The following is a 24797-nucleotide window of genomic DNA, read 5'->3' as shown; positions in this document are numbered from 1 at the left end:
GAGTGCATTTGATATGAAATTATTTAAGAAAATACTTAACCGAACCATTTTAGTTGTTAGTGGTGTGCTCTATTTGACGGCTCCCATGCTATGGGCCTCAACAAAGCCGAAGCTTGATTTTGAGCCTAAGCCATCCGATCCAGGGGCTTGGTATGATGAAGTGAAATACGGCATGTTTATTCACTGGGGGCTCTATTCGCATTTGGCGCGGGGGGAATGGGTGATGCTGCGGGAAGAGATTCCGCTGGCTGAATATAAGAAACTCGCCGAAGGCTTTGATCCGGTTCAGTTTGATGCGGATGAGTGGGTGCTACTCGCGAAGAACGCGGGCATGAAGTATATTGTTATTACCAGTAAGCACCACGATGGCTTTGCTTTATTCGAGTCCGAAGTGAGTGACTTCAATATGGTCGATGCAACCCCTTATGGGCTCGATATCATCAAAGAATTGAAAGAAGCCTGTGATCGCCATGGTATCGCCTTGGGGCTCTACTATTCACAAGCTCAGGACTGGTATCACCTTGGCGGTATTGCCAAGAGGCGCGCGTGGGACGATGCCCAACTGAATGATGGCGAGGAGGGAGATCAGCACAATTACTTTGAGCAATTGGCAATCCCGCAAGTGCAAGAAATTGTATCTAAATACGAGCCAGCACTCATCTGGTTCGATACGCCTTTCGGTATGGATTTCGACGATTCGAAGCGGTTTGTAGAAGCTGTCAATGCGATCAATCCGAGCGTTCTCATCAATAGTCGTGTCCGCTATAATGGCAGAAACACTGCTTCGCTTCCTCGCGAGAAGCGCGATGAGCTTGCGGCGCTCGGTGTCAGCTACCTCTCCTATAAAGATCGTGAAATTCCAGAAGTAAGCCCTTGGCCATACTGGGAAACGTGTATGACGCTGAATCATTCTTGGGGATACACCGCGGATGACAATAATTGGAAGTCTTCGAAGCGCGTCATTCAGCAGTTAGTCGAGGTCGTGAGTAAAGGGGGCACATTCTTGCTTAATATTGGGCCGACGGGTGAGGGCAGCATACCCGCTGAGAGTGTCCGTATTTTGCAAGAGGCCGGCGAGTGGCTGAAAGTGAATGGCGAAGCGATTTATGGAGCGGAGCCGACTGTCTTCAAGGGGGTGGGGGAAGTCAACCAAGAGTCCCTCGCTGAGATGAAAGAGCAGGCGAGGAAGGCGGCACTCACGGGTGCTGGAAAAGATAAAAAAGTCACTCTTGAAATGAACTATGAATGGCTCGCCACTGGTAAAGATGAGAAAGTGTACTTCCATCTATTTGAATGGCCTGACGGTGAATTCACGCTCTCGGACTGTGAAGATACCGTGAGCAAGGCCTATCTGGTGGCTGCGCCAGATGTGAATCTTTCCTTTGAGCAGACACAAGAGCTTGTGACGGTTCAGTTGCCCGCAGATCCATTGGATCCGATTGCCACAGTTCTCTGTTTAGAGCTGAAGTGATTCGTCAAAAGTGAGGGTGCCTATGTTTATCTTACGGACTGTATAGCGTTTCTCTAAAGTCTCTGTGCTTTTGAGACAGCAGGTAGCCGCAGCTTCCAGCTAGCTTAAAGGCACTAGGCACGGGAGCAGGATGCTCCCACTACGTTATGCTGCTTCTGATCGTTAAGCGGTTCAGAATAGGTCATCTATGCCGACTGAATGAAACTCATTGCAGGAGGACAGGAGCATGGACACTTGTCCATGCTCCGAGCCTAAGTCGGACCGTCGTAAATCGGGTCAAGAGTCCCGTCTCCTGTTAAGAAGACGTCATTGCTCAGTTATCTCGAGCGGAGCTACTCCTGATGGAGGTCAGTATGTAGTCTGCTGATACTGAGAGTTGGGCAGCTTGCCTGTTTCAAGCTTCGCTTCCCAAACAAATGATGAACCCCAAAAAAAGGCCGCCTGCAACCTGTGCAGGCGACCTTACCCTATATAACCCTGTTGAAAAACTTTACTTGCGGCGATGAACCATTACATAGCTCAAGCCGAGGAGACCGGCCAGCAGCGCGTAGCTGCTGGGCTCTGGAACGGCAGAGAGTGTCACTGAATTGATCGCTTTAAGACCTTGATCATCCTGTCCGTAAGCGACGAAATGGAAATCTTTGCTGAAGTCAAATGTGGCTATATTACCGGAGCCTCGGCTCGATCCATCGAAGGTCCATGACCAATCGGCTCCACCAGAGCCATCATTTTCAAAGCTCATGACGATAGTGTGTGTGCCCAAAGTCAATTCGCTTCCAGTCGTCAAGTTCGTCTGGTTTGCGCCGTCTGTGAATGTGAGGTTTCCGGTTGAGTTCGTCACACCAAAGCCATACGTGTTGCTGTCATTGGGAGTTTGCGCACCAGCACCGTTATCATCTAAGAAGGGATTGTATTTATTGTAGCTAGAGAAATTAGTATCATCACTCAAGAGTCCAAACGCCATCGCACTTGCACCTCCATAACTTGACTGGCTATAATTAACGGTCAGCTCAAAACCTCCCGTTGACTGGAAACTATTCGAAGAATAGATCAATGCTCTCTCCTTGTAATTCGTGCCGGCGCCAGTCACGTATTGCAGGCCCCCATCATCGGCCCAGGATTTAGTGCCGGCAATTGAATTGTTCACCAGTCCATCACCAGTGCCTGTGTTGGTGGCGAGCCCGTCGTTGTCGAAGGTGTCGGAGTAGATGATTGTGGCTGCATGTCCGGCGGTTGCCAGTAGCAGGGATGCGGTGAGTGTAGTCAGTGTTGTCTTCATTTTATTAGTATTAATTTGAAGGGAGTATGTGTTGTATTCTGGTTTATGAGGTGAATATGAAATGATTATAAGATATAATAACTTACAAATCATTGAGTAGCGTATATTCTAACGATATTATCCAATTATGTCTATTACGTGTACGCATGGTTTTGTTGGGTGCCCGTGTCGCTTCGACTGCCAGGGAAATCCCCCAAAAAAAAAGACCACCTGCAACTAGTGCAGGTGGCTTTGCCCTGGTGTAATGAATTAATTACGACGGCGTACCATTACATAGCTCAAGCCGAGGATACCAGCAAGCAGTGCGTAGCTGCTGGGTTCGGGGATGGCAGAGATAGACACCGAATTGATTCCTTTGTTGCCCTGATCGTCTTGGCCGTATGCGACAAAGTGAAAGGTTTTACTGAAATCAAATGCTGCAATGTTTCCAGATCCTTGGTCTACACCGCCGATTGACCATGACCAGTCCGCTCCGCCTGATCCATCAGCGGTGATACTCATATCAACAGTAAAAGCACCAACTCCAGCGTCCATCAGAGTGCCAGTGTCAGTATCCAAGATCGAAGCAGATGAGGCATTCGTGAAAACGAGACTTTTATTTTCTGTATTGACGCCAAAACTGTAAACGGAGGTATCCTCTGTGTAAGGGGAAAAGCCAGCATATGTGCTTAAATTCGTATCATCACTCACTAAGCCGAAGGAAATTTGACTATCTCCACCGTCACTAGTATAAAAGTAGCTGACGGAGAGTTCAAAACCATCATCTGATTGAAATCCGTTTTCAGAATAGGCCATCGCTCGCTGCTGATACTGAGAGCCAGTGCCAATAACGAATTGCAGATTCCCATCATCGGCCCAGGATTTAGTTCCTGCAATTGAATTATTCACGAGACCTCCACCCGTGCCTGTATTCGTGGCGAGTCCGTCGTTGTCGAACGTGTCGGAGTAGATAAGTGTCGACGCCTGTGCAGCGGTTGCTAGTAGCAGTGATGCGGTGAGGGTAATCAGTGTGGTTTTCATTTTTTCTTTGGTTTGATTTAACATTCAGGGGTTCTAAAACTATTTAGCCAGTCGATCCACCAATACTGTAACAAATCACGCTGACTCAGTCTATTACGTGTACGCATAAAAAAGCTGGATATTTTCTCGGATCATAGATGATCACTTAGGCCTTGTCGTCGGGACTTGGGATACTTGTTTGCTCTATTCGAAATTGCTGTTTAGTTATAAATTTCATGATTCGCGTATTATTCTGCATAATCTTTGTGTCCTGCTGTCTGAGTGCGCCTGCTCAAGCGGACGAGCGATCTATTTCGGACTTGGAGGCTCGGAAAGAGGCGATCAATTTAGAGCTTAGCGGACTCGCGTATCCGAGCTTGCGCGGAGGCGTGGGGGCGATCGGCTTTCATTCGCGCCCGTTTCTGCAGGATGACGAACCTCTTTGGATTGAGATCGATTTGGGCCAAGGGCGATTGATTGACGAGATCGCGTTAGTCCCTGTGCTTTGGCGTGATATGGAGGCAGGCTTTCGGGCGAATGCGTTCCCCGCTGCGTTTCGCGTACGGGCTGGGACGCTTGAAGACCAAGAAGGTGTGGTCGTGGCCGAATATGAAGCGGAGGATACCCTGAAGTCGATCTATCCATTAGTACTTCCGATAGAAGCTACCAAGGCTTCGTGGGTCAGGCTTGAAGTCACCCGTATGTCGAAGCGAGTGCATGACGAACGATATGTATTTCAACTTGCGGAAATCATGGTTTTTAGCGGATTGCAAAATGTCGCTTTGCGTCGCCCGGTTAAATTTTCCTTTCAGAGGCCTCGGGATCCTTCGGGCGCTTGGGCGAGTCGCTTCCTGGTCGATGGAAGCGTTCCCTATTTAATGGATACAGCGTCCGGGCATCAGAGTTTAGGGTATTTGAGCGGATTTGGTGAAAGCCCCGACATTTACATTGATTTGGGGGCGGCTTACCCGATTTCGGGGATTCGACTGCATGCGGTGCATCAGAGTAATCATGTGCCTCAAGCGTATTTTGGTGATCTAGGTATTCCGCGGCACATGCGAATTGAAGGAGCCAATCAAGCTGATTTTTCGGATGCGATGGTATTATTGGATTACCGCGTGAAGAGGATCTCCGATACGGGGCCGATCATGATGTGGAATTTGCCTGAGACGAATTGTCGTTTTGTTCGCTTAGTAACTGTTGAAAAAAATGTCTCGTTCGGAGTCTCCGAGCGCTTGTCGAGAATTGGTTTTTCTGAAATCGAGCTAATCTCATCGGGACAGAATGCCGCCCTGGGTAAAAAGACCTGGGTGGACTCTTCGCTTGAAGCCTATCGCTCACCTGAGCAGCTCACGGATGGTTTAAACGCATACGGAGCGATACTGCCGACACGAAGATGGATGGAAGAGTTGGCCTTGAGAAATGATTTGGAGCTTGAGCTTAAGCACTTGGAGGCTGCGCTGAACCTAAAATACATGCGTCAAAAAGTCATTTTGAGTTGGATGCGATGGATCGTGGCCTTGGCACTGGTCGGGTCGGGCTTTGTAATCCTGTATAGTCGTTTGCAAGCCATTCGAAAAGAAGCCATTATACGTGAGCGTATCGCTGCGAACCTACATGACGAATTAGGAGCCAATTTGCATTCTATTGGAATACTAAGTGACCTGGCCCGGGAGTCGATTGCGACTCCAGAGCCATTGGACGACATACTTCAGAAAATCCGTGGTTTGACCGAGCGCACCGGAGCGGCCGCGCGTTATTGTTCCAATATGCTTGGGGCAAAGGGGATTTGTGATGATCTGGTTGATGATATCAAGCGTGAGGCGCGTCGTCTCTTGGTAGACATTCCACATGAGCTAACGATTGAGAATGAGCAGATATTTAATGACTTAAAACGAAGGAAGCGCATTGATCTCTACTTGTTTTTTAAAGAGTCCTTGGTTAATGTCGTCCGGCATGCGAAGGCGACATCAGTTCAAATTCGTTTTAGCGGAAATAAGAAGGAGGTTACTTTAATTGTTGCCGATAATGGCTGTGGTTTTACTGGTGATTTGCCTCGTTCTTTGCGGAGGCGCGCACGCTTGATGCGAGCGAGGGCTTCCGTCGAACATCCTGATGCCGGAGGAACAGTCATTTATTTAAAACTCAAAGTGTAAGAACATATCCCATGAAAAAGCCTATCCAAATATTATTAGTCGAAGATAATGCCGAATACCGTGACGTGATGAACCTCGCGATTGGTCGAGAGACGGATATGGAGATGTTGAGTCAATTCGGCACCGCTGAAAAGGCGATCGCGAGCCTTACTGAAGGGCGTGCCTCAGCCCGCCCAGACATTGTTTTACTCGATTTGTGCCTGCCTGGTATGAGTGGGCTCGATGCGATTCCCTTGATTCAGGATGAGGCCGACGGAGTGAAGATCATTGTGCTCAGCCAGTCGGATGCCCAAGCAGACGTCATGCGTGCCATTACTTTAGGCGTTTCGGGGTATCTTTTAAAGTCTTCCACTTCCCAACAGATTAAGGAAGCTATTCGTAATGTCGTGAATGGTGATGCCAGCATCGATCCCTCTCTCGCTAAGTATCTACTGAAAAACCTGAGGGAGAAGCCATCGAAATCGGCCGTTAAAAAGCTGCTGTCAAAACGCGAGCTGCAAGTATTGGAGCTGTTAGCTGATGGTGATATGAAAAAAGAGATTAGTGATAAGCTCTTTATCAGCTATTCGACCGTGGACGCACATGTGCGCCATATCTACGAGAAACTGAATGTTCGGAACGCTCCTGCAGCGGTTCGAACAGCCTATCAGATGGGGATATTTCCGTCAGATGAATGGCTATAGTTGTGATTGCCGAATGTAGTGCCGCGGTAGTCGCGACTACGATAATTCGAGTCTCCAGTTAGACCTTCAGTTGCTGGGTCGCAATAATTATGTGAATGCGTAATGTTTATTTGATACGCAGTTCTGTATACTTGTCTAAGTGCATTGATCAGTTTCATTTGTTTGCCTGATTATAGCCATTTTGAATGACAAGGTAGAGATGAATATAATTTTTAAGACACTGACTGTAAATGCCTTGCTGCTGGGGACTTCTTTGTTGCTGAGTGCTCAATCGAAACAGCCCAATATCGTCTTCTTACTCTCGGATGATCAGAGCACCTATTCGGTCGGATGCTATGGGAATAGCGATGTGCAGACGCCGCAGATGGATCGACTCGGAGCCGAGGGCCTAATCTTCGACAAACACTACGTTAGCACTGCCATTTGTATGGCGAGTCGTGCTACCATTTTTACCGGAATGTATGAATACAAAACGGGCACCAACTTTTACCATGGTAACATGCAAGCTGAAGTCTGGGAAAAGTCTTATCCAGTCCTGTTACGTGGGGCTGGCTACCTCACTGCATTTGCGGGTAAATTCGGGTTCGAAGTAGAGGGCAAAGGGCTCTGCGCAGAGGATTTTGATTTTTGGGGTGGGTCGCCAGGGCAGACTCATTATGAGACAGCACTGAACGAAACGATGGCAAAGTATGCAGCCGATTACCCACATTCCACGCTCTCTTACGGTGCGTTTGGGCAGGATGTCATCAAAGAGTCGGTGAAGTTGGGGAAACCGTTCTGCTTGTCGATCAGCTTTAAAGCGCCGCATAAGCCAGCGACTCCAGATCCACGGTTTGATGCCATCTATGCTGGGAAGTCTTTTACTAAGCCTGATAATTTTGGACGCGAATTTTCGGATCATCTTGCGCCTCAGAGTAAACTAGATCGTCAATGGGCGCGTTTTTCAGAATGGGATTATGATAGTGACTATGGCGGTGTCATGCAAATCTACCACCAGCAGGTGTATGCCATTGATGTGGCCTTAGGGATGATTCGTGAAGAGTTGGAAAGGCAAGGAGTGGCCGACAATACGGTTATTATTTATACCAGTGATAACGGCTTTCTTTGTGGCTCGCATGGCTATGGTTCAAAGGTATTACCACTGGAGGAATCCTCTCGCGTGCCTCTTATGATCTACGACCCACGCAGTACCGCCTTGCCCCGACAGCGACGCACGCGTCAGTTAACCTGCAATATAGATTTTGCTCCAACGATTTTATCACTAGCGGGATTACCGATTCCAGATAATATGGACGGACAGAGCTTGTTGCCGATACTCGAGAATCCTGACCAAGGTGGGCATGAACAAATCACATTAGTGAACACATGGGGGTCGGCTAGCCTGAGCGTGGTCACGCCACGCTACAAATACAATTACTGGTGGCAGGGAGGCGATGGCATGGAACCATTTGAGGAGTTTTTTGATCTCGAAAAAGACCCGTCCGAAAAAGTCAATTTGGCTAAAAACCCTGAGTATGCGCAAGTGTTTAAGAAAATGCAGAAGGCATACGCGGATCGAGTGGCCATGTGGCAATCAGATGCGGTTCCATATAACGATTATGAACGTTATGGGGTGCTGTATGATCCCGAACTTTCGCTCAGCGCTAAGGATGCCGCCAGCCAGAAGCCGAAAAAGCAAAGGCGGAAAAAATAGCTGCGGCATTCCTGCAACACCGCGAATGACTACCTCCTTACAAAATCTGGGCCGCATTGTCCTGCTAGCACTGACGCTTGGCTTTACTGATGCCGTGGCCAAAGCGCCGAACATCGTCTTCATCTTTGACGATGATATGGGCTACGACGACGTGCAGATTCTCAATCCCGAGCGCGCGGTTTCGTGGATCCAAAGCTGATCTTTGGGACGGCGGTCATCGTGTGCCTTTCATCGTTCGTTGGCCTGCTGTGATCAAAGCCGGCAGTCAGAGCGATCAAACGATTTGTTTGACTGACTTTATGGCAACCTGTGCGGACATCGTCGGAGCTGAGCTACCGGCGACTGCGGGGGAGGATAGTGTCAGCTTTTTGCCTGCGTTTTCGGATGAGCCGATTGTTTCGACACGTCAAGGCATCGTGCATCACTCCATCAGTGGCCACTTTGCGTATCGTCAAGGTAAGTGGAAGTTACTGCTTGCCGCTGGTTCCGGTGGCTGGACGAGTCCGACCGAGAAGCAAGTCAGCGCAGTGGCTCCTAAGGGGCAGCTGTATGATATGGAAGCGGATCCCGGCGAGCGAACCAATCTTTATCAATCACATCCGGAAGTCGTTCAGCAATTGATGGCACAACTCGAATCCGACATCGCACGCGGCCGTAGCACTGAAGGGGCGTATCAGGCGAATGATGTGAACAACATCCAACTGTGGAAAGGGCGGATTACCCGTTGAGAAGCGAATCAGGAAAATTTAGGAGTTAGCCATCGCTAAGCCTGCGATCCTTCCACCTGTCCAGGCGGCTTGGAAGTTGAAGCCGCCGGTGATCCCGTCGATGTCGAGGCACTCGCCGGCGAAGTGCAGGCCCGGCACTAACTTGCTTTCCATAGTCTTAAAGTTGATCTCTTTTAGACTGACCCCACCGCAGGTGACAAACTCGTCTTTGTTGGTGGTCTTACCCTGAACCTTATAGCGCCCGTTGACAAGTTCGTTGATTAGGGCGGTCTCTTTGTCCTTGGGCAGTTGGGCCCATTTAAGATCTTCGCTGATGCCGACGATTTCGACTAGGCGCTCCCAGAGGCGGCGGGGGATTTGTTCGAAAACTTTAGTTTTCACCTGCGTCTTGCCTTTGCGTAGACGCTTGAATTGCTCGCGGACTTGGTGGTCGGTCATGTCGCCCAGCCAATTGATTTCAATTTCGAAATGGTAGTTCTCTTTTTGCAAGGCGCGGGCTTGCCAAGCGGAGAGGCGCAGGATGGCGGGGCCGCTGAGGCCGCGGTGGGTGATGAGGATGGGGCCGTTTTGAGCTTGGGGCCTGGAATTGCGAGAGCTGCCCTTGGGCTCTGCGGTCTTCACCCCTGCGTCGCTTACAGCTATGCCGGACGCAGCCAGTGAAGACCCGACGTTTGGGGCGTAGGAGACACGGGCGTTTTGCACGGCGAGGCCGGCTAGGCCGTGGGTGCGCTTGTCGGCGAGGTTGAAGGCGAAGAGTGAAGGGGCTAGGGGAGCGATGCTGTGCCCTAGGCTTTCTAGGGAGCGGGTGAGTGGGGAGGCTTTGAGGGAACCGGTCGCAATGAGCACTCTTTCAACTTCAATTTGTTCTCCGTTGTTTAGCTGTAAACTGAAAGAGTGAGTGGAGGCTGAAAAGTGGAGAGTGGAGAGTGACTTGACTGCGCATTCTTTGCGCAGTTTGACGCCCGCGGCTTGGGCGGCTTGGTGAAAGCAGTCGATGATGGTTTGCGAGTCATCGGTGATGGGGAACATGCGGCCGTCGGGCTCGGCTTTGAGCGGCACTCCACGCTCGGCAAACCATTGAATGGTATCTTGCGGTTGCCAGCGATGGAAAGCGCCGCGCAGTTCGCGTGCGCCGCGTGGATAACGGGTGGCGAGCTCTTTGGGCTCGAAGCAGTTGTGGGTGACGTTACAGCGCCCACCGCCAGAAATCTTGACCTTACTTAAGGTGCGCTTACTGGCTTCGTAGATGGTGACTTGAGCCGAAGGATTGGCCTCGGCTGCGGTGATGGCGGCGAAGTAGCCAGCGGCACCCCCACCAATAATGGCGATGCTGGGAGCAAGGTTCTGCGCGTGTGATGTCATACGCGCTGTTTTTGGCATGAATTGAGCGCGGATGAAAGGCAGAATGTGATCTTGTGCTCTGCTTTATTGACTCTGTTGCCGTATGGCGGCTGCAAGCATCTTGACTATGCTGTTGTCGCTGAGGTGGTCGGTATTTATGACGAGGTCGTAGCGGGTGGGCGCATCGATGTCGGCATCGAAATGCTGTTTTATGTAACGTCGCCGAGCGGCGTCTTCTTCTTTAATGTATTTTTGAGCAGCGGCGCTCGACATGCCGTGACCCTGTGTCATTTGCCGTAGGCGTTGCTCCATTGAGCCGATTAAGCGCACACGAATGACGTTGGGGAAGCCTCGTGTAATCTCATTGCCGCCCCGTCCGACAATAATGCAATGGCCCATACGACTTAAGCGAGTGATGGTGCTGACTGTTTTTTCGAAGAGCGTCCAGAGTGAAGGATGACGCCCTAGTAGCTCATTGATGGAACTCTCGATTTCGTTGATGGCATCATCTGGCATGAATTTTTCTAAATCAGTGGGCAGTTGATGGTCCTCGAGGACTTTTTGAACGAGATTATCATCAAAAAGCGTCCATGGAATGGGGGCTTTGGGGGCCATGGCCCGTAGCTCATTTTGAAGCTTTATGCCGATGGTGCGACCACGTGCACCGGCCTGACGGGAGATCGTAATTGCCGGAGGTCGCTCTGTCGCTTTGGCAGACATTTCAGGCTTATGATGTAGGTGTGCGGCGACGTAACCGCGACATTCTTGGTAACTGGGGTGTTGTTCCATGGGGTGCCTTGGGTTGGGTAATAACGGTGGTATTTCTGCTTAAAATGATAGCTCAGATCGGCTCGCTGGCAAGCATCTTCAATTAATTTCAATTCCAGTTGAAACTAATGTTTGCATAGATAGAATTACATTTCGTAAATTGGGGGGTCTACCTTAGCCCCGTCTTCATTATTACCCGTATGCGCATCTCGTCTAAGCTTCGCTGGTTTATATTTTCACTGATCATTTTTACCTCTCTAAGCATCGCATTGATTGGTTATTTGGGGAATTCCATGACCATATCTGATTTTCAGGCAGAAACTCTGAAAAAGCGCTCTTTATTGGAGGTGGATCGCCTGCAGCTCGCGTTTGAAGAGTTGAATCACGACATTCGTTTCATCGCCAGTTTGCCTGCAATACAGCGTTTGGCAAATTTAGACGCGAATAATGCGGAGGCGGAGACGATCGAACGTGAAGATTTAGGGGATATTTTCGAACAGATGTTACACGCCAAACCCAGCTACTCGCAGATTCGATTGATACGAGACCGCGATTTAGGGATGGAGTATGTGCGTGTTGATCGTCGCGACGGGAAGGTCGTTCGAGCGCTCGATCAGCATCTACAAGCTAAGGCAAACCGTGATTATTTTGTTGAGGCCAGGCAGAAACAGAAAGGAGAGATTTATTACTCAAAAATAAATTTAAACCGTGAAAACGGGGTGGTGGAGTATCCCAGCCGCCCGGTATTAAGAGTCGCGATGCCGATATATGATTTTGCAGATGTGTTTTATGGCATCGTGATCATTAATTTGGACTTCAGGCCATTTATCGAACAAGTATTGCGTGGCGGTCTGGATCGTAGTCGTTATGAGTATTATCTATTAAATGAGGATGGATATTTCCTTTTTCATCCGGATGCGAGTTACACATTCGGTTTTGATCTCGGTGTGGAGATGAAAGGCGAGCATGTATTCCCGGAATTGCAGGGATATCATGAGGCAGATACAGATTCGGCCACCTTTCAAACTGCTCCGCGAATCGGTGTTTCCAGTCGTCTGGTGCATTTTACCAAATTTCAGGTGTTCGATCCTCCGAGAGAGTTAGCATTTGGAGTGGTGGGGGCCTATGATGATATTGGTCGCTCTTCGCTATTTACGAACTCAGCTATTATGATCGCCATGTGTGCACTGACACTATTTGCTACGCTGATGGCAGTTCGTTTTTCTTCATGGATTACCAAGCCGCTAGAGCGAATTACCGCGGCGACTCGAAGTTTGTCTTTAAATGAGGCGAGCGATTTATCTCTGCCGACGGATCGTAATGATGAAATAGGCGTATTGGCTAATACTTTCCTGGAAATGAAGCTTTCCATCGAGAAGCATCGTGGTCATTTGCAGCAAGCGAATCATCGTCTTTTTGAAATGAACCGTGACTTAGAGCATTTTGCGCGCGTGGCCTCGCATGATTTACGCGAGCCGATTCAGCGAATTGCCGGCTTGGCGAGTCTGTATCAAGCGGAATATGGAGACGGGGCGACGGAGGAGGCCGAAGACATTTTAAGGCAATTGCATCGGGAATGTGAGAGCGCTCTGGGGCAGCTTGCTGATTTTCGTGAGTTTGCAGATATCACCCATGATACATCCTTAATTCGTGAAGAATGCTTGGTCGAGGAGGTGTTAGAAGCGGTCTTGGATGAGTTTAAAGTTCCTTTGACAGAGCGCGGAATCGAGCTGCGCATTGATCCGCATCCACAGTTAAGTATCTACAAGAGTTTGGCTCGCGTTCTGTATCGTAATCTAATCGAAAACGCATTGAAGCATGTGAAGGCCGAGCAGTTTAAGCTACACTTCACCTGCGAGGACGATGCGGCGGGCAATATCGTGTTAGGCGTGCGTAATTCGGGCTCGATGATCGATGCGATCGATGCTGCGAAGGCATTCGATATTTTCAGCCAAGTAGATCACCAGGCTTCGGGCCACGGAATCGGTCTGGCGATTTGCAAGCGGATCGTAAATTTCCACTCTGGTAGAATTTGGATTGAATCCTCAGAAAGCGACTTCCATATTAAATTTTACTTATTAGAGCCAGTGATAGAATGCAAATAATTAACAGTAAGTGCCTAAATGATGTCGACCCTGTTGTGGTCGTCGATGACAGTGTCATTGATCTAACGATAACCAAGCGTGTATATGCTCGATCTAAGCTAAAGAACCCCTTAGTCACCTTTCCCAGTGGTGCGGCATTTCTGGAGTATATGGAGGCCGCCCAGATGGGGACCTCTCCGGTGCCAGCAATGGTTCTGATGGATATCAATATGCCGTCGATGAATGGCTTTGAGACAATCAGTGAATTACGTAAGGTATCCGATTTTACAGAGATCCCGATCATTGTCATGTTGACGAATTCCGATAGTGAGCAGGATCTGGAAAAGTCACTTCAAGTGGGGGCTAACGGTTTTCAGACTAAGGATTTCGATATAGAGCGCTACACTGAATTCTTCAATTCACTGGCAGCGGACTGAGCTACCCCGGACTGAGGCATCTTTGTATATTCAGCTTAAGGCTTCGAGCGCTTCGTAGGCCTGCAAAATGTCGGACTCCAGCTTTTCGAGACGCTTTGCATCTTCGGCGAGTTGGCTCGCAGGATCTTGATAGTATTCGGGCGTGGCCATGAGTTCGGCCAGGGCCGCGTGCTCGGCTTCAAGCTTTTCAATTTTCCCAGGCAGTTTTTTGAGTGCTTCGCGTTCTTTATTGCTCAGTTTTCTTTGGATCGGCGCGGCTGTTGCAGGAGGCGCTTCGTTAACCGTCGCGGTCGTGGTCGCGGGCTTCTGCTTTTTCGCGGAGGCTTTGTTACTTTCCTGCTTTTTGAGCCATTCCTCGCAACCTCCGACGTATTCTTCGATCAAGCCGTTGCCTTCCAGGGCAATGGTACTGGTGACCACATTATCAAGGAAACTACGGTCGTGACTGACGAGCAGGAGGGTGCCGTTGTATTCGAGCAGGCGCTCTTCCAATAACTCGACTGTTTCGATGTCGAGGTCATTGGTCGGCTCGTCGAGCACCAACACATTGGCTGGCTGAATAAAGAGTTTTGCCAGTAAGAGACGAGCACGTTCACCACCGGATAATTTGGTGATAGGCGATCGTGACGTCTGGGGGGTAAATAGAAAGTCCTGCAGATACGACAGGATGTGCCGTGGTTTACCGTTGATATTGACCATTTCCCCCGCCGGGTGGACGTTTTCAGCAACGCTTAGCTTATCATCGAGTTGATCGCGGTGCTGGTCGAAGTATGCGACTTCCAGTTTTGTGCCATGCGTGATGGAGCCACTATTGGGCTCCAGCTTCTTTAGCAACAGGTTGAGAAGAGTCGTTTTCCCTGAGCCGTTGAGACCGACGATACCGATTTTGTCGCCCCGCCAGATTGTGGTCGAGAAATTTTCGATCAGCGGCGTTTGCCCCCATTTGTAATTGATGTCGTCGACGGTGATCACCTTGCGCCCTGACAATTGAGCATCACTCAGGTCCAATTTGGTTTTACCTTGGATGTTTCTACGCTCGGCACGTTCTTCGCGCATTTTTTTAAGAGATCGAACGCGGCCCTCATTACGAGTGCGGCGGGCTTGAATACCTTTGCGAATCCACACTTCTTCTTCGGCTAGTTTCTTGTCGAAGACGGCTTGTTGTTTGGCCTCTCCAGCGAGAAGCTCCGCTTTGCGCGACAGGTAAGTATTATAATCGCATTCCCAACGTGTAAGTTGTCCGCGATCGAGGTCTAAGATTTTATTGGCCACACGTTGAATAAAAGCACGGTCGTGTGAGACGAATAGCAGGGCGATGTCGGCCTTGCGTAGGAATTCTTCCAGCCAGCGGATGCCGGGGATATCGAGGTGATTGGTCGGCTCATCCAGTAATAGGATGTGCGGTTGCTTGATCAATGCACGTGCGAGTAGGGCGCGACGCTTGTTGCCGCCTGAAAGCGAAGAAAACTCCTGATCACCGTCGAGTTCGACGCGTTGCAGGATGTTCTCCACCTTGTGCTCGATGGCCCAACCATCGGTTTGGTCCAATTGGTGTTGCACTTCATCCAGTTGCTCGCCGATGCTTTCATCGTCTGGGTGCTCCCCAATTTCGTGTAGCAAATGGTGATATTTCGCAATAGTTTGAGCCGCCTCGCCGAGGCCTTGTGCCACAATTTCAAAAACGGTGCCCTCCAGTGCGGCCGGCACTTCCTGGTCTAGCTTTCCAATGCGAAGGCCCGGGATGGCTTCGATTTCGCCCTGATCTTGCTCGATTTCCGAATTGAGGATGCGCAGCAGGGTCGATTTGCCCTCGCCATTGCGCCCGAGCAAGCAGATGCGCTCGCGCTTGTCGATCGTGAGGCCTGCGTTATCAAGTAGCTTGGGGCCACCAAAGGAAACGGTAAGATTGCGGTATGAGAGGAGCACTTTTTAGGAGTTAGGAGTTAGAAATTAGGTGTTGGGAATTGAGTGCGAGGCGAGCAGGTGTTCGATGTAGGCGATGTCGCCGGGGGTGGTCAGCTTGGGGTTGGGCACGGCATTGGCCACGAGTGTGGTTTTTAGGCCGACCAGTTGTGCGGCGGCGGTGTCATCGGTGATACTGAGTTTTTCTTGGCAGAGCTTTTGATAGGCTTTGAGGATACTTATAAAGTGAAAGGCTTGCGGCGTTTCCATCGCCCAAAGTCGATTGCGCTCCAGGTCCTCTAATTCGATCTTTTCAATTTCATTGGCCTGAGGAATACGTTTAATGGTATCCACGACTGGATGGGCGAGGCAAGCGGCTTTGTCTCTGACGACTGTCTGATGCAGCGACTTGATTGACTGGCTGGTGACACAAGGGCGAGCGCAATCGTGAATAAAAACATATTCGCACTTATCGCTGACGACGTTCAGCGCGTGAATGACTGAGTCCTGTCGTTCACGGCCACCGGCAACGCCATTAATTTTCAGCTGTTGGAGCCCGTATTGCTGGATGATTTCGGTGAGTTGTGCCTTTTGCGCCTCGTCCCGGTAGACCACCAGATACTCGTCGACCACACCAGCTTGCATAAAGGCCTGCAGGCTGTAGTAGAAGGCGGGTTTGCCATTCAGACGGGTCAAGATCTTGTCTTCAACTTGTCCTTGCATGCGATGGCCGCTGCCAGCGGCGAGAAGTATTGCGGTGACCATGGGCTTATAGGATTCGCGGAGTGTGTAGATCGGCTGGGCTCAGCCAGTGAATGTCTAAACTAAGTCGGCCTGTATCGAGCGAGCTGCCGCAGCGGGATCACTTGCCTTTAGGATTGGTCGACCCACCACAATATAACTCGAGCCAGCGGCTGCTGCGGCGGCCGGTGTCATGATACGTTTTTGCTCGTCGGCAGCGCTGCCAGCCGGACGGATGCCGGGGGTCACGATGATTGGATCATTGCCGAAGCGTGCGCGCAGCGGTGCGAGTTCCAGCGAAGAGCAAACGAGGCCCTGGACACCAGACTTGAGAGTGATATCAGCCAAGTGCAGCACTTGTTCTTCCGGCGTATTGTTTACATTTAACGCACGTAGTTGCGCTTCGTTCATAGAGGTCAGCACGGTGACTGCCAGCAGATTCAAATTCGGAGCATAGTCGGCCCGTGCCCGATTGGCCCACTCCAGCATTTCGCCGCCGCCACAGGCGTGCAGTGTGAGTAACTCGACTGGTAGCGCTGCAATACTTTGCACCGCTTTGGCGACGGTATTGGGGATGTCGTGTAGTTTAAGGTCCAGAAATACCTTATAACCACGATCGGCGATTTCGCGTACAAAGTCGGGGCCGTAGGCGGTGAACAATTGGAGACCGATCTTGACCCACTTCAGTGAGTCCCCCAGGCGATCGAGCATGGCGAGGGCCTCCTCGCGAGTTTCGAGATCGAGTGCTAAAATGAGTTGGCAAGGCGCTGATTTAGACATAGCGGCAGATTAGGGGAGTAATTTCTAGAATGGCAAAGTGCAAAAATGGAAATTTTCATGGCACTTGGCAGATCGACTGCTCTTAATCGGCCAACTATGATGAATTCTGTGAGCCTAAAGTCGCCTGCAAAGATCAATCTCATGCTTTCGGTCCATGGACCGCGTGGAGATGGTTTTCATGCGCTTACATCCGTCGTGGTGGCCTTGGACTTTGGCGACAGTTTACAGGTGCGCCTCATAACGGGGCCTCAGGACCAATTGAATTGTAACGAACCCTTGGTACCGACGGGAGAGCAGAACCTAATTATTCAGGCCGCTCAAGCGTTTCGGGCCCGTTGCGGGCAGGCGGTTTATTTCGAGTTTCAACTGGAGAAACAGGTGCCGATGGGAGCCGGATTGGGCGGGGGAGTAGTAATGCCGCAGTCGCACTGACGGCAATGAACCAGCTGACTGACGACTGCTTAAGCCAGCAAGCTTTGTTGGAGCTGGCAGCAGATTTGGGTTCTGACTGTCCATTCTTTATCGATGCGCAGCCCACCCTAATGTCGGGGCGCGGTGAAGTGCTCCACAGTCTCGCCCCAGAGCTTGCGGACTGTCTGCGGGGGCGGCCGGTTATCTTGTTTAAGCCGGAATTTGGCATTCACACCGCCTGGGCCTATCGGCAGTTGATTCAGGCGCAGCCAGCCGGGTATGAGCCCGAGGCGCAGGCAACTGAGCGACTCGAGCAGTTTCGCGAGACTCGATCGACCGATTCACTGTTATTTAATAGCTTTGAGGCCGTCGTCGGGAAGAAATATTTGGCGATCCATTGCTTGCTCAATGAGCTGCGTGCCCGTGGTATTCGCTGCCTGATGAGTGGTAGCGGAAGTTGTTGTTTTGCATTACCTAAGGACGAGGCGGAAACCGACTCGATCCGAAGTATTTGCCATAATGCTTTGGGTTCAGGTATATTTTTTATTGAAACTTCAATCCGCTGACTGGATGATCGTGTCCGAAGCGACCCTAACTTCAATTTGATCAACTCTATTTGTGACCGATCCCCATACTAAAGAAGAGATAATACTCGAAGGCATCGCTGCGTCTCCCGGCGTGGCACACGGCCGTGCGGTCGTTTATCTGCAAAAACAGTTGGACGTGCCTTGCTACGACATTGCTGCGGATAAAATTACGTCCGAGCTGGAACGCTTTGATAAAGCAATTCTGGAGACGCGCGCGGAAATTACAGAAGTTCGCGATCAAATCGCCAAATCTTTAGGGGAGGGCGAAGCACGGATTTTTGATGCACACTTGCTGGTGCTGGAAGACAACGCCCTGCTGGATGAAGTCACGGCGGAATTACAAAGCACGCAAAAGAATATTGAGTTCTGCTACAATAACGTGGCACAGCGATATATCTCATTCTTCCGTTCGATGGAGGATGAATATTTGCGCGAGCGTGTTTCCGATATCGGAGATGTCTCCCGTCGACTCTTGCACAACTTGATTGGCATGCAAAAAGTCAATCTGGGGCAATTGGCGGCCGAAAGTGTGATTGTTTCTGAAGATATTTCGCCTTCAGACGCTGCCGATTTAGATCGCAATAAGCTGTTAGGCTTTGTCACTGATGCAGGCGGGAAGACCAGTCACTCCGTGATTATGGCGCGTTCACTGCGGATTCCCGCAGTCGTGGGCACACATGATGCCACTAAGCGTATTGTGAGTGGTGACCATATTTTGGTGGATGGCCATGATGGAATCATCGTGATCAACCCCACGGAAGATCGCCTTTACAAATACGGTAAACTCGCATCTGAGCGTCAAAAACGTGACGATACTTTTAGCTCATTTATCGCAGAACCCGCAGTCACCTTGGATGGAGCGTCAATTTCGTTGATGGCCAATGTCGAAGGCGTTCAAGAAATGGAGCAAGTTAAGCAGATGCATGCGGAAGGTGTCGGATTATTCCGCACCGAGGGCATATTTCTGCGTCATCACGGCTATCCACCCGAATCGGTACAATATGATGCTTACCGTGCCGTGGTCGAAGCTGCGGGCGAGGACCCAGTTATCATCCGCACACTGGATGTCGGTGGGGACAAGACGATTGGCGACGATAATGTAAAGGACGACAATTCCTTTATGGGCTTCCGGGCGATTCGTTTCTGCTTGGGCAATGAAGCCATATTTGCCACTCAATTGCGGGCGATCCTCCGCGCGAGTGCACATGGCAACGCGAAGATCATGTATCCCATGATCAGTGGTATGAACGAGTTGCGCATGGCCAACCGTATGCTGGAGTCAGTCAAGCAAGAGCTGCGAGACGCAGGCGAAGCGTTCGATGAAGGTATCGAAGTCGGCGCGATGGTTGAAGTGCCCAGCGCCGCGGTCATTATCGACTTGCTCGCAGCTGAAACCGACTTTCTCAGTATTGGTACCAACGATTTGATTCAGTATCTGATCGCAGTGGATCGCTTGAACGACCAAGTTGCCCACCTGTATGACCCGGCGCACCCTGCGGTCTTGCGCACGCTGAAAGCCATCATCGATGGTGCGAATGCAGCCAACACGCCCATCAGTATTTGTGGCGAAATTGCGGGTGACCCGATCTTTGCCGGCTTGCTGCTAGGCATGGGGGCCACCTCTTTAAGCCTCACTTCGAGCCTATTGCCAGAGGTCAAATATTTCATCCGTCACATTACAAAGTCTGACGCTGAAGCACTGGTGGCGGAAGTCATGCAACTCGGCGAATCGACCGATATCGTGCAAAAGCTTGAAGCCTTCCGTCAAAAAGCCTTGGGTGATCTGGCCTAGCTCGGTCACTTCCGTGAATCAATGCGACGCCAGTCGCGTCTGCGCGGATAGACGATTCAACATTCGATGTTGGACGTTGGATGTTCGATGTTCCCCAGACCTCGCCCGCGCGAGTTCTCTACGCCGCTTATTCGCCCATGCCGAGCAGTGATTTGATGCCATTTTTGATATGCTCAATCGCTTCGGGACCTTGGGTCAGAACGACGTAGATCACGCCAACGTACAATAGCACGGCGCAACAGCCGACTGCGAAGGCTGCCATCGCGAGTAAGCCATCTTCTTCCGCGAGGCCCACTCCGATCATAAAGATGACCATGGCAGGAAAGGTATTGGTCAGGGGGATCGGTAGCATCATCAAGCAGGCCATGATAAAAATGACGATTGCGAGGCCACTCTGACCTGCGCGCCCACGGATCCATCTTTGCCGTGGGCGTATAAAGCGCTCTATCATCTTTAGAAACTTGGATGCACTGCCGAGCATGGTATTGGCAACGCTGGGTTTAATACGTATGGCACCCAGTTTCTTGGGGAGCCATACGGCCACGCGACCACTCATCATTTGCAAGGCAATCAAAGCGATCACAATCCCAAAGGGTGTGCTATAGCCTGGCGCGGGAACGGGCAGGGCACTGGGCAATGACAAGATGATCAACACCAGTCCAAAGCCCTTTTCGGCCACCGCGCTGGTAATCTCATTGATCGACAGCCCGCGCTCATCGTCGGTGGCCAAGAGTTGTGTTAAAGTATCTCCAAGAGAAAGGTGTGGCGGGACTTCGTTTGCTGTTTGCATTTGCGGTTCGTCGGATAGGTAGGAAACTGGCTTGATTCTTAATGCCGACTTCAAGTTACTGCGCAACCATGAAACCGACTGAATTATCGTCTCCCCTCAAAGCTGTCGCACTCTATGGCGGTAGTTTTGACCCTGTGCACTGTGCTCACTTACACGTGGCACGGTCGGCACTCGAACATTTGCAGTTGGATCAGGTCATCTTTATACCCGCTGCGCAGTCGCCACTCAAAACCAATACGACCACAGCAAGCGACGCGCAGCGCATCGAAATGCTACGTTTAGCCACCGCTGAGGAGTCACGCTTCGCAGTCGACACCAGTGAGATTGAGCGGGGGGGCACCAGCTATACCATCGACACGGTGCGCGCATTTTGTTCGAAGCAGCCGGACACGCAGCTCTATTGGATCATCGGGGCGGATCAATTTGAGCTACTGCCAAAGTGGCATCAGATCGAAGAAATCGCCAGGCGATTAACTTTCGCGGTGCTGCGCCGGCCTGGACATACGATCGCCACATCTGCCGTCCCAGGCTTGAAATATATTGCTATTGAGGCTCCTTTGATGGCGCACAGCTCTAGCGGTATCCGTGTACGACTCGCCGCAGGCCGTACCACGGAAGACTTACTGCCTGCATCAGTTGAGGCTTTCATTTCCTCGCACGGGCTCTATACCCAGTAGCAAATATTAACGATACTATGACCAAAGACTTAAGTAAACAGGAAGATCGCACTCTAGAAGAGATGCGTTGCGCCGTCGCAGCCATTGAAGATAAAAAGGGAGAAGCGATTCGCGTACTCGATGTGCGGGGCAAGTCCTCGATCACGGACTATATCATCATTGCGACCGGCACATCCGATCCACACGTAAAAGCACTTAAAAACGGACTCGATCAGGCGCTCAAAGAAGCGGGCGTGCAATTGCTGGGGCAGGATCGCGAGATCGGCAGTGGCTGGCTGGTCGTGGATGCATTTGATTTCATGATCCACTTGCAGACCAGTGAGATGCGCGATTTTTATCGTCTGGACCAGCTCTGGAAGGATGCCAGTGAAGTGAGCTTGTAGCCGAGAGATATGAACACAGTTTTAGTTGTTTTCGTCATCCTGCTGGTCTTAAAGCTAGGCACTGGCATCGTGCTCGACTTGCTCAATGTGCGCTATGCACAAGCACGCGCGGGTGAAGTGCCTGAGAGCTTTCGTGATTTCATCGATTTGCCCACGTATCAAAAGTCGATTGAATACACCGCTGCTAAGACTCGCTTCGGCATCGTGAGTGATTTGTACGACGCTGCCGTGCTAGCGCTGGTTTTATTGCTCGGGATATTACCTTGGTTTTACGAGCTATTTAGCGCTTGGTTCGGTTATGGGATCTGGGGGCAAGCCTTGGTATTATTCTTGGTCGGGCTGGTGCTGGGCATCCCATCGATGCCATTTGATTATTGGAGCACTTTTCACTTGGAAGAGCGATTTGGTTTCAACAAAAGCACGAAAAAGCTGTGGATCATCGATAAGATTAAGGGCACCATCCTGGGGTTTGCCATCGGTTACCCCTTATTGGCTTTGCTGATTTATCTCGTGAGCAGTGCGGGTGCACTTTGGTGGGTGTGGGGCTTTGCAGTCTTTTTCCTGTTTCAACTGGTTATGGTGGTGGCCTATCCCATGTTCATCATGCCACTATTCAATAAATTGGAGCCGATGGAAGAGGGGGATTTAAAGACACGACTCTTCGCGCTGGCAGATCGCACTGGATTCAAGGCGCAAACCATTCTTGTATTAGATGGCAGTAAGCGCTCGGGACACTCGAACGCATTTTTCTCAGGTTTTGGCCGATTTCGTCGCATCGTTTTATACGATACCTTAATTGAGCAAATGGAGCCCGATGAATTGGAAGCCGTGCTAGCACACGAGATCGGACACTATAAGCTAGGGCATATTCCCAAGATGATGGCGATGGCCGCGCTGACCTCGTTCGGCATGTTTGCAGTCTTGGGCTGGCTGGCAAATGCCGATTGGTTTGTGCAAGCATTTCACTTTAGTGCCGCGCAGGAAGGGCAAATCGGGATCGTCCCCGTCTTACTCTTATTTATGTTGTTAAGCGGGCTGGTCACCTTCTGGTTGTCCCCCTTATCCAGTCGTTTATCACGTAAGCATGAGTATGAGGCCGACGCCTTCGCCCGTGACGCGATGGGGAGCTACGCGCCACTATCTCAGGCCTTACGCAAATTACATAAAGAAAATTTAAGTAATTTGACGCCGCACCCGATTTATAGCAGTTTTCATTATTCACACCCCACACTGGTCGAGCGTGAGAGCTCATTGCGCGTCCAATCATAGCGATTAATCCCCCAATTATGCAACGAATCCTTCGTTATCACTTTGTCGGCATGGTCCTTCTGACTTTGTGCTCGATCGTGTCGGCGGGGGAGGAGTTACGCATCGCGACTTATAATCTGAATAATTATCTCGTCATGGATCGCCATGTCGGGGCTCGTTGGCGTCCTTCGTATCCAAAACCAGAGGGAGAAAAAGCAATTGTCCGACAAATTATTAAAGATGTGTCGCCCGATGTATTGGTTTTGCAAGAAATGGGACCACTGGACTTCCTCGAGGAGCTGCGCGCCGACCTGGCCCGTGAAGGGATGCATTTTGAATATGCCGTTCATATGCAAGGGGCCGATCCGGATCGCCATGTCGCGGTATTGTCGAAACGAGCGCCCCAGTCAGTCGTTAAGCACAGCGATCTGAGCTTTAAATACATTGAAACCCGGGAGCTGGTGAAACGCGGCATGTTAGAGATGACATTTGAACTCGGTGGCGGTGAGCGCTTTCAGCTGTTTGCCTTGCATCTGAAAAGCCGTTACACAGATGTCAAAGCTGATGAGAACTCAGAAATGCGCCGGGTTCGTGAGGCCGAGGCATGCCGCAATCGAGTGATCGAGCGCACTTACGAAAGTAATCGAAGTAATTTCCTCATTGTAGGCGATTTCAACGATCATCCCGCCAGTGCGCCCCTGCGCCGCTTTTATCGTCGCGGAAATCTGGAGATCGGCAGTTTAGTGCCTGCCGCTGACAGCCGTGGGGAAGAATGGACTTATTATTACGATAAAGAAGCGCGCTACGAGTCCGTGGACGGGTTTATCGCTTCGCCCAATATGATGTCTCGCATAAAAGCTGGACGCGCCCAAATTGTGGATAGCCCCGGAGCCCTTTCAGGCAGCGATCACCGCATGGTTTATCTCGATTTAGCAGAGCCGTTTTCCGTCGAGACTGCGCCGAATGACTGATCGGCTCTGACTCTTTCTTGGTTAAATCATCTGCGCACGCTGTCTTCTGGCTTCATACAAGCAGACGGCCGCAGCTGCGGCAACGTTGAGCGAGTCGGCTTGGCCTGCCATGGGAATGCGGATTTTGTGAGCCGCTTGCTCGAGCCAATAGGGTTGCAGGCCGTCGCTTTCGCTGCCCATAAAAATTGCGATGCTTTGTCGATAGTTAATGTCCCAGTGCAATTCTTGGGTGTCGGGCGTGGTGGCACAACAGAGAATCTGGTGCTCGTCTAACCACTGCGAAAGCGATGCACGATCGGTCGAGACGATCGGTAGGGCAAAGAGCAGACCTTGGGAAGAGCGGATTGCGTTCGGATTGTATAAATCCAGCACACAGTCCACGAGCACGACGGCATCCACCCCCGCACCATCTGCGCTGCGAAGAATGGCGCCCAGATTCCCCGGTTTTTCAATGCCTTCCAATACCAACAATAAGGGCTGCTCGCTCACCTTGAAGTCGGACAAAACGTTGTTCTGTTGTATCGCAATCGCCGTCAGACCGTCGGGACCTTCACGGTGAGAAGCTTTTGTGAAGGCATCCGGGCTCATGCCGATTAAGGGGAAAGCGCCCAATTCTCTTTGTTCGCGAATGAAGCGAGCATGTGCCTCACTGGGAAAAAAGTCCGTGCAATAATAGAGGTGGGTGATTTCAAAGCCTGCTTCGAGTGCATGGCCGATTTCACGCAGCCCTTCCACCAGAAAGCGTGACTGGCGGTCCCGGTGCTTGCGTTCGCGCAATTTTACCAGGTTTTTGACCTGCTCGTTTTGACGACTTTGAATGTATAAATCTTCCATGTAAGTGATGTCCTGAAATTTTAGGATTGCAGGATGCCTAAG

24 protein-coding genes are annotated in these 24797 nt (G+C 50.7%); 15 read left to right on the top strand and 9 right to left on the bottom strand.

What is annotated here, in order from left to right; all coding sequences use genetic code 11:
* Nucleotides 1-13 precede the first annotated feature (13 nt).
* Complete coding sequence (locus tag SH580_RS01695; protein ID WP_319833273.1) at nt 14-1471, top strand: alpha-L-fucosidase; 1458 nt, start codon at nt 14-16, stop codon at nt 1469-1471.
* A gap of 490 nt (nt 1472-1961) precedes the next feature.
* Here SH580_RS01695 and SH580_RS01690 read toward each other — a convergent pair whose 3' ends face one another.
* Both SH580_RS01690 and SH580_RS01685 read right to left on the bottom strand, forming a co-directional pair.
* Nucleotides 1962-2750, bottom strand: coding sequence for a PEP-CTERM sorting domain-containing protein (locus SH580_RS01690; RefSeq protein WP_319833272.1), 789 nt, complete (start codon nt 2748-2750; stop codon nt 1962-1964).
* A 249-nt stretch (nt 2751-2999) separates the two neighbouring features.
* Nucleotides 3000-3770, bottom strand: coding sequence for a PEP-CTERM sorting domain-containing protein (locus SH580_RS01685; protein WP_319833271.1), 771 nt, complete (start codon nt 3768-3770; stop codon nt 3000-3002).
* Nucleotides 3771-3985: 215 nt separating this feature from the next.
* On the opposite strand from SH580_RS01685, the gene SH580_RS01680 reads away from it, so the two are divergent.
* The 5 genes from SH580_RS01680 (at nt 3986) to SH580_RS01660 (ending at nt 9009) form a co-directional block, all read left to right on the top strand.
* Nucleotides 3986-5905 (top strand): histidine kinase, encoded by a 1920-nt coding sequence (locus SH580_RS01680; protein WP_319833270.1) that lies wholly within the window; start codon nt 3986-3988, stop codon nt 5903-5905.
* Between the two features lie 11 nt (nt 5906-5916).
* On the top strand, nt 5917-6588 hold the full coding sequence (locus SH580_RS01675; protein WP_319833269.1) for a response regulator: 672 nt from the start codon (nt 5917-5919) through the stop codon (nt 6586-6588).
* A 199-nt stretch (nt 6589-6787) separates the two neighbouring features.
* Nucleotides 6788-8281: a sulfatase family protein gene (locus tag SH580_RS01670; protein ID WP_319833268.1), complete on the top strand. Its 1494-nt coding sequence runs from the start codon at nt 6788-6790 to the stop codon at nt 8279-8281.
* Nucleotides 8282-8306: 25 nt separating this feature from the next.
* On the top strand, nt 8307-8480 hold the full coding sequence (locus tag SH580_RS01665) for a hypothetical protein (protein WP_319833267.1): 174 nt from the start codon (nt 8307-8309) through the stop codon (nt 8478-8480).
* A gap of 22 nt (nt 8481-8502) precedes the next feature.
* Nucleotides 8503-9009, top strand: a complete 507-nt coding sequence (locus SH580_RS01660) for an alkaline phosphatase family protein (RefSeq protein ID WP_319833266.1) — start codon at nt 8503-8505, stop codon at nt 9007-9009.
* An 18-nt stretch (nt 9010-9027) separates the two neighbouring features.
* Here SH580_RS01660 and SH580_RS01655 read toward each other — a convergent pair whose 3' ends face one another.
* Both SH580_RS01655 and SH580_RS01650 read right to left on the bottom strand, forming a co-directional pair.
* Nucleotides 9028-10389 carry a BaiN/RdsA family NAD(P)/FAD-dependent oxidoreductase gene (locus tag SH580_RS01655; protein WP_319833265.1) on the bottom strand — a complete coding sequence of 454 codons (1362 nt, stop codon included), beginning with the start codon at nt 10387-10389 and terminating at the stop codon, nt 9028-9030.
* A gap of 45 nt (nt 10390-10434) precedes the next feature.
* Nucleotides 10435-11139, bottom strand: coding sequence for a cytidylate kinase-like family protein (locus SH580_RS01650; RefSeq protein WP_319833264.1), 705 nt, complete (start codon nt 11137-11139; stop codon nt 10435-10437).
* 179 nt (nt 11140-11318) lie between these two features.
* Between SH580_RS01650 and SH580_RS01645 the strand changes: the two genes are divergently transcribed.
* Together SH580_RS01645 and SH580_RS01640 are read left to right on the top strand one after the other, a co-directional pair.
* Complete coding sequence (locus tag SH580_RS01645; RefSeq protein WP_319833263.1) at nt 11319-13223, top strand: ATP-binding protein; 1905 nt, start codon at nt 11319-11321, stop codon at nt 13221-13223.
* Nucleotides 13214-13639, top strand: a complete 426-nt coding sequence (locus SH580_RS01640; RefSeq protein ID WP_319833262.1) for a response regulator — start codon at nt 13214-13216, stop codon at nt 13637-13639. Before SH580_RS01645 ends, SH580_RS01640 begins: the two co-directional genes overlap by 10 nt.
* Before the next feature lie 30 nt (nt 13640-13669).
* Here SH580_RS01640 and SH580_RS01635 read toward each other — a convergent pair whose 3' ends face one another.
* The 3 genes from SH580_RS01635 to pyrF are packed head-to-tail and all read right to left on the bottom strand — an operon-like array spanning nt 13670 to nt 17062.
* Complete coding sequence (locus tag SH580_RS01635; protein ID WP_319833261.1) at nt 13670-15565, bottom strand: ATP-binding cassette domain-containing protein; 1896 nt, start codon at nt 15563-15565, stop codon at nt 13670-13672.
* 24 nt (nt 15566-15589) lie between these two features.
* Nucleotides 15590-16306, bottom strand: coding sequence for an IspD/TarI family cytidylyltransferase (locus SH580_RS01630; protein ID WP_319833260.1), 717 nt, complete (start codon nt 16304-16306; stop codon nt 15590-15592).
* A gap of 54 nt (nt 16307-16360) precedes the next feature.
* A complete protein-coding gene (gene pyrF, locus SH580_RS01625; RefSeq protein WP_319833259.1) occupies nt 16361-17062 on the bottom strand; it encodes an orotidine-5'-phosphate decarboxylase in 702 nt (233 codons plus the stop codon).
* 96 nt (nt 17063-17158) lie between these two features.
* On the opposite strand from pyrF, the gene SH580_RS01620 reads away from it, so the two are divergent.
* From SH580_RS01620 to ptsP, 3 genes are read left to right on the top strand one after another with little or no spacing between them, the layout of a single operon-like run.
* Complete coding sequence (locus SH580_RS01620) at nt 17159-17494, top strand: 4-(cytidine 5'-diphospho)-2-C-methyl-D-erythritol kinase (protein ID WP_319833258.1); 336 nt, start codon at nt 17159-17161, stop codon at nt 17492-17494.
* A gap of 5 nt (nt 17495-17499) precedes the next feature.
* Nucleotides 17500-18039 (top strand): 4-(cytidine 5'-diphospho)-2-C-methyl-D-erythritol kinase, encoded by a 540-nt coding sequence (locus tag SH580_RS01615; protein WP_319833257.1) that lies wholly within the window; start codon nt 17500-17502, stop codon nt 18037-18039.
* A 52-nt stretch (nt 18040-18091) separates the two neighbouring features.
* On the top strand, nt 18092-19852 hold the full coding sequence (ptsP, locus tag SH580_RS01610; protein ID WP_319833256.1) for a phosphoenolpyruvate--protein phosphotransferase: 1761 nt from the start codon (nt 18092-18094) through the stop codon (nt 19850-19852).
* A 127-nt stretch (nt 19853-19979) separates the two neighbouring features.
* Here the strand turns inward: ptsP and SH580_RS01605 are convergent, their stop codons facing one another.
* Complete coding sequence (locus SH580_RS01605; RefSeq protein WP_319833255.1) at nt 19980-20642, bottom strand: exopolysaccharide biosynthesis protein; 663 nt, start codon at nt 20640-20642, stop codon at nt 19980-19982.
* Between the two features lie 68 nt (nt 20643-20710).
* On the opposite strand from SH580_RS01605, the gene nadD reads away from it, so the two are divergent.
* From nadD to SH580_RS01585, 4 genes are read left to right on the top strand one after another with little or no spacing between them, the layout of a single operon-like run.
* Entirely contained in the window at nt 20711-21319 is a 609-nt protein-coding gene (nadD, locus tag SH580_RS01600) for a nicotinate (nicotinamide) nucleotide adenylyltransferase (protein WP_319833254.1), read from the top strand.
* A gap of 17 nt (nt 21320-21336) precedes the next feature.
* Complete coding sequence (gene rsfS / locus SH580_RS01595; protein ID WP_319833253.1) at nt 21337-21702, top strand: ribosome silencing factor; 366 nt, start codon at nt 21337-21339, stop codon at nt 21700-21702.
* 9 nt (nt 21703-21711) lie between these two features.
* Entirely contained in the window at nt 21712-22971 is a 1260-nt protein-coding gene (locus SH580_RS01590) for a M48 family metallopeptidase (protein WP_319833252.1), read from the top strand.
* Nucleotides 22972-22988: 17 nt separating this feature from the next.
* Entirely contained in the window at nt 22989-23921 is a 933-nt protein-coding gene (locus SH580_RS01585) for an endonuclease/exonuclease/phosphatase family protein (protein ID WP_319833251.1), read from the top strand.
* A gap of 21 nt (nt 23922-23942) precedes the next feature.
* On the opposite strand, the gene SH580_RS01580 is transcribed toward SH580_RS01585, so the two are convergent.
* Nucleotides 23943-24755 carry a TrmH family RNA methyltransferase gene (locus tag SH580_RS01580; protein WP_319833250.1) on the bottom strand — a complete coding sequence of 271 codons (813 nt, stop codon included), beginning with the start codon at nt 24753-24755 and terminating at the stop codon, nt 23943-23945.
* Nucleotides 24756-24797 lie beyond the last annotated feature (42 nt).

Origin of the sequence: Coraliomargarita algicola, assembly GCF_033878955.1 — a bacterium.
Lineage (GTDB): Bacteria > Verrucomicrobiota > Verrucomicrobiia > Opitutales > Coraliomargaritaceae > Thalassobacterium > Thalassobacterium algicola.
Note: the sequence above shows the minus strand (reverse complement) of the source record. Positions and strands in the feature narration are given on the sequence as shown.

Bases quoted from the DNA above. Each gene is read 5' to 3' on its own strand.
- SH580_RS01695 (WP_319833273.1), top strand. From the start codon at position 14: ATGAAATTATTTAAGAAAATACTTAACCGAACCATTTTAGTTGTTAGT.
- SH580_RS01690 (WP_319833272.1), bottom strand. From the start codon at position 2,750: ATGAAGACAACACTGACTACACTCACCGCATCCCTGCTACTGGCAACC.
- SH580_RS01685 (WP_319833271.1), bottom strand. From the start codon at position 3,770: ATGAAAACCACACTGATTACCCTCACCGCATCACTGCTACTAGCAACC.
- SH580_RS01680 (WP_319833270.1), top strand. From the start codon at position 3,986: ATGATTCGCGTATTATTCTGCATAATCTTTGTGTCCTGCTGTCTGAGT.
- SH580_RS01675 (WP_319833269.1), top strand. From the start codon at position 5,917: ATGAAAAAGCCTATCCAAATATTATTAGTCGAAGATAATGCCGAATAC.
- SH580_RS01670 (WP_319833268.1), top strand. From the start codon at position 6,788: ATGAATATAATTTTTAAGACACTGACTGTAAATGCCTTGCTGCTGGGG.
- SH580_RS01665 (WP_319833267.1), top strand. From the start codon at position 8,307: ATGACTACCTCCTTACAAAATCTGGGCCGCATTGTCCTGCTAGCACTG.
- SH580_RS01655 (WP_319833265.1), bottom strand. From the start codon at position 10,389: ATGCCAAAAACAGCGCGTATGACATCACACGCGCAGAACCTTGCTCCC.
- SH580_RS01650 (WP_319833264.1), bottom strand. From the start codon at position 11,139: ATGGAACAACACCCCAGTTACCAAGAATGTCGCGGTTACGTCGCCGCA.
- SH580_RS01645 (WP_319833263.1), top strand. From the start codon at position 11,319: ATGCGCATCTCGTCTAAGCTTCGCTGGTTTATATTTTCACTGATCATT.
- SH580_RS01640 (WP_319833262.1), top strand. From the start codon at position 13,214: ATGCAAATAATTAACAGTAAGTGCCTAAATGATGTCGACCCTGTTGTG.
- SH580_RS01630 (WP_319833260.1), bottom strand. From the start codon at position 16,306: ATGGTCACCGCAATACTTCTCGCCGCTGGCAGCGGCCATCGCATGCAA.
- pyrF (WP_319833259.1), bottom strand. From the start codon at position 17,062: ATGTCTAAATCAGCGCCTTGCCAACTCATTTTAGCACTCGATCTCGAA.
- SH580_RS01620 (WP_319833258.1), top strand. From the start codon at position 17,159: ATGATGAATTCTGTGAGCCTAAAGTCGCCTGCAAAGATCAATCTCATG.
- SH580_RS01615 (WP_319833257.1), top strand. From the start codon at position 17,500: ATGAACCAGCTGACTGACGACTGCTTAAGCCAGCAAGCTTTGTTGGAG.
- SH580_RS01605 (WP_319833255.1), bottom strand. From the start codon at position 20,642: ATGCAAACAGCAAACGAAGTCCCGCCACACCTTTCTCTTGGAGATACT.
- nadD (WP_319833254.1), top strand. From the start codon at position 20,711: ATGAAACCGACTGAATTATCGTCTCCCCTCAAAGCTGTCGCACTCTAT.
- rsfS (WP_319833253.1), top strand. From the start codon at position 21,337: ATGACCAAAGACTTAAGTAAACAGGAAGATCGCACTCTAGAAGAGATG.
- SH580_RS01590 (WP_319833252.1), top strand. From the start codon at position 21,712: ATGAACACAGTTTTAGTTGTTTTCGTCATCCTGCTGGTCTTAAAGCTA.
- SH580_RS01585 (WP_319833251.1), top strand. From the start codon at position 22,989: ATGCAACGAATCCTTCGTTATCACTTTGTCGGCATGGTCCTTCTGACT.
- SH580_RS01580 (WP_319833250.1), bottom strand. From the start codon at position 24,755: ATGGAAGATTTATACATTCAAAGTCGTCAAAACGAGCAGGTCAAAAAC.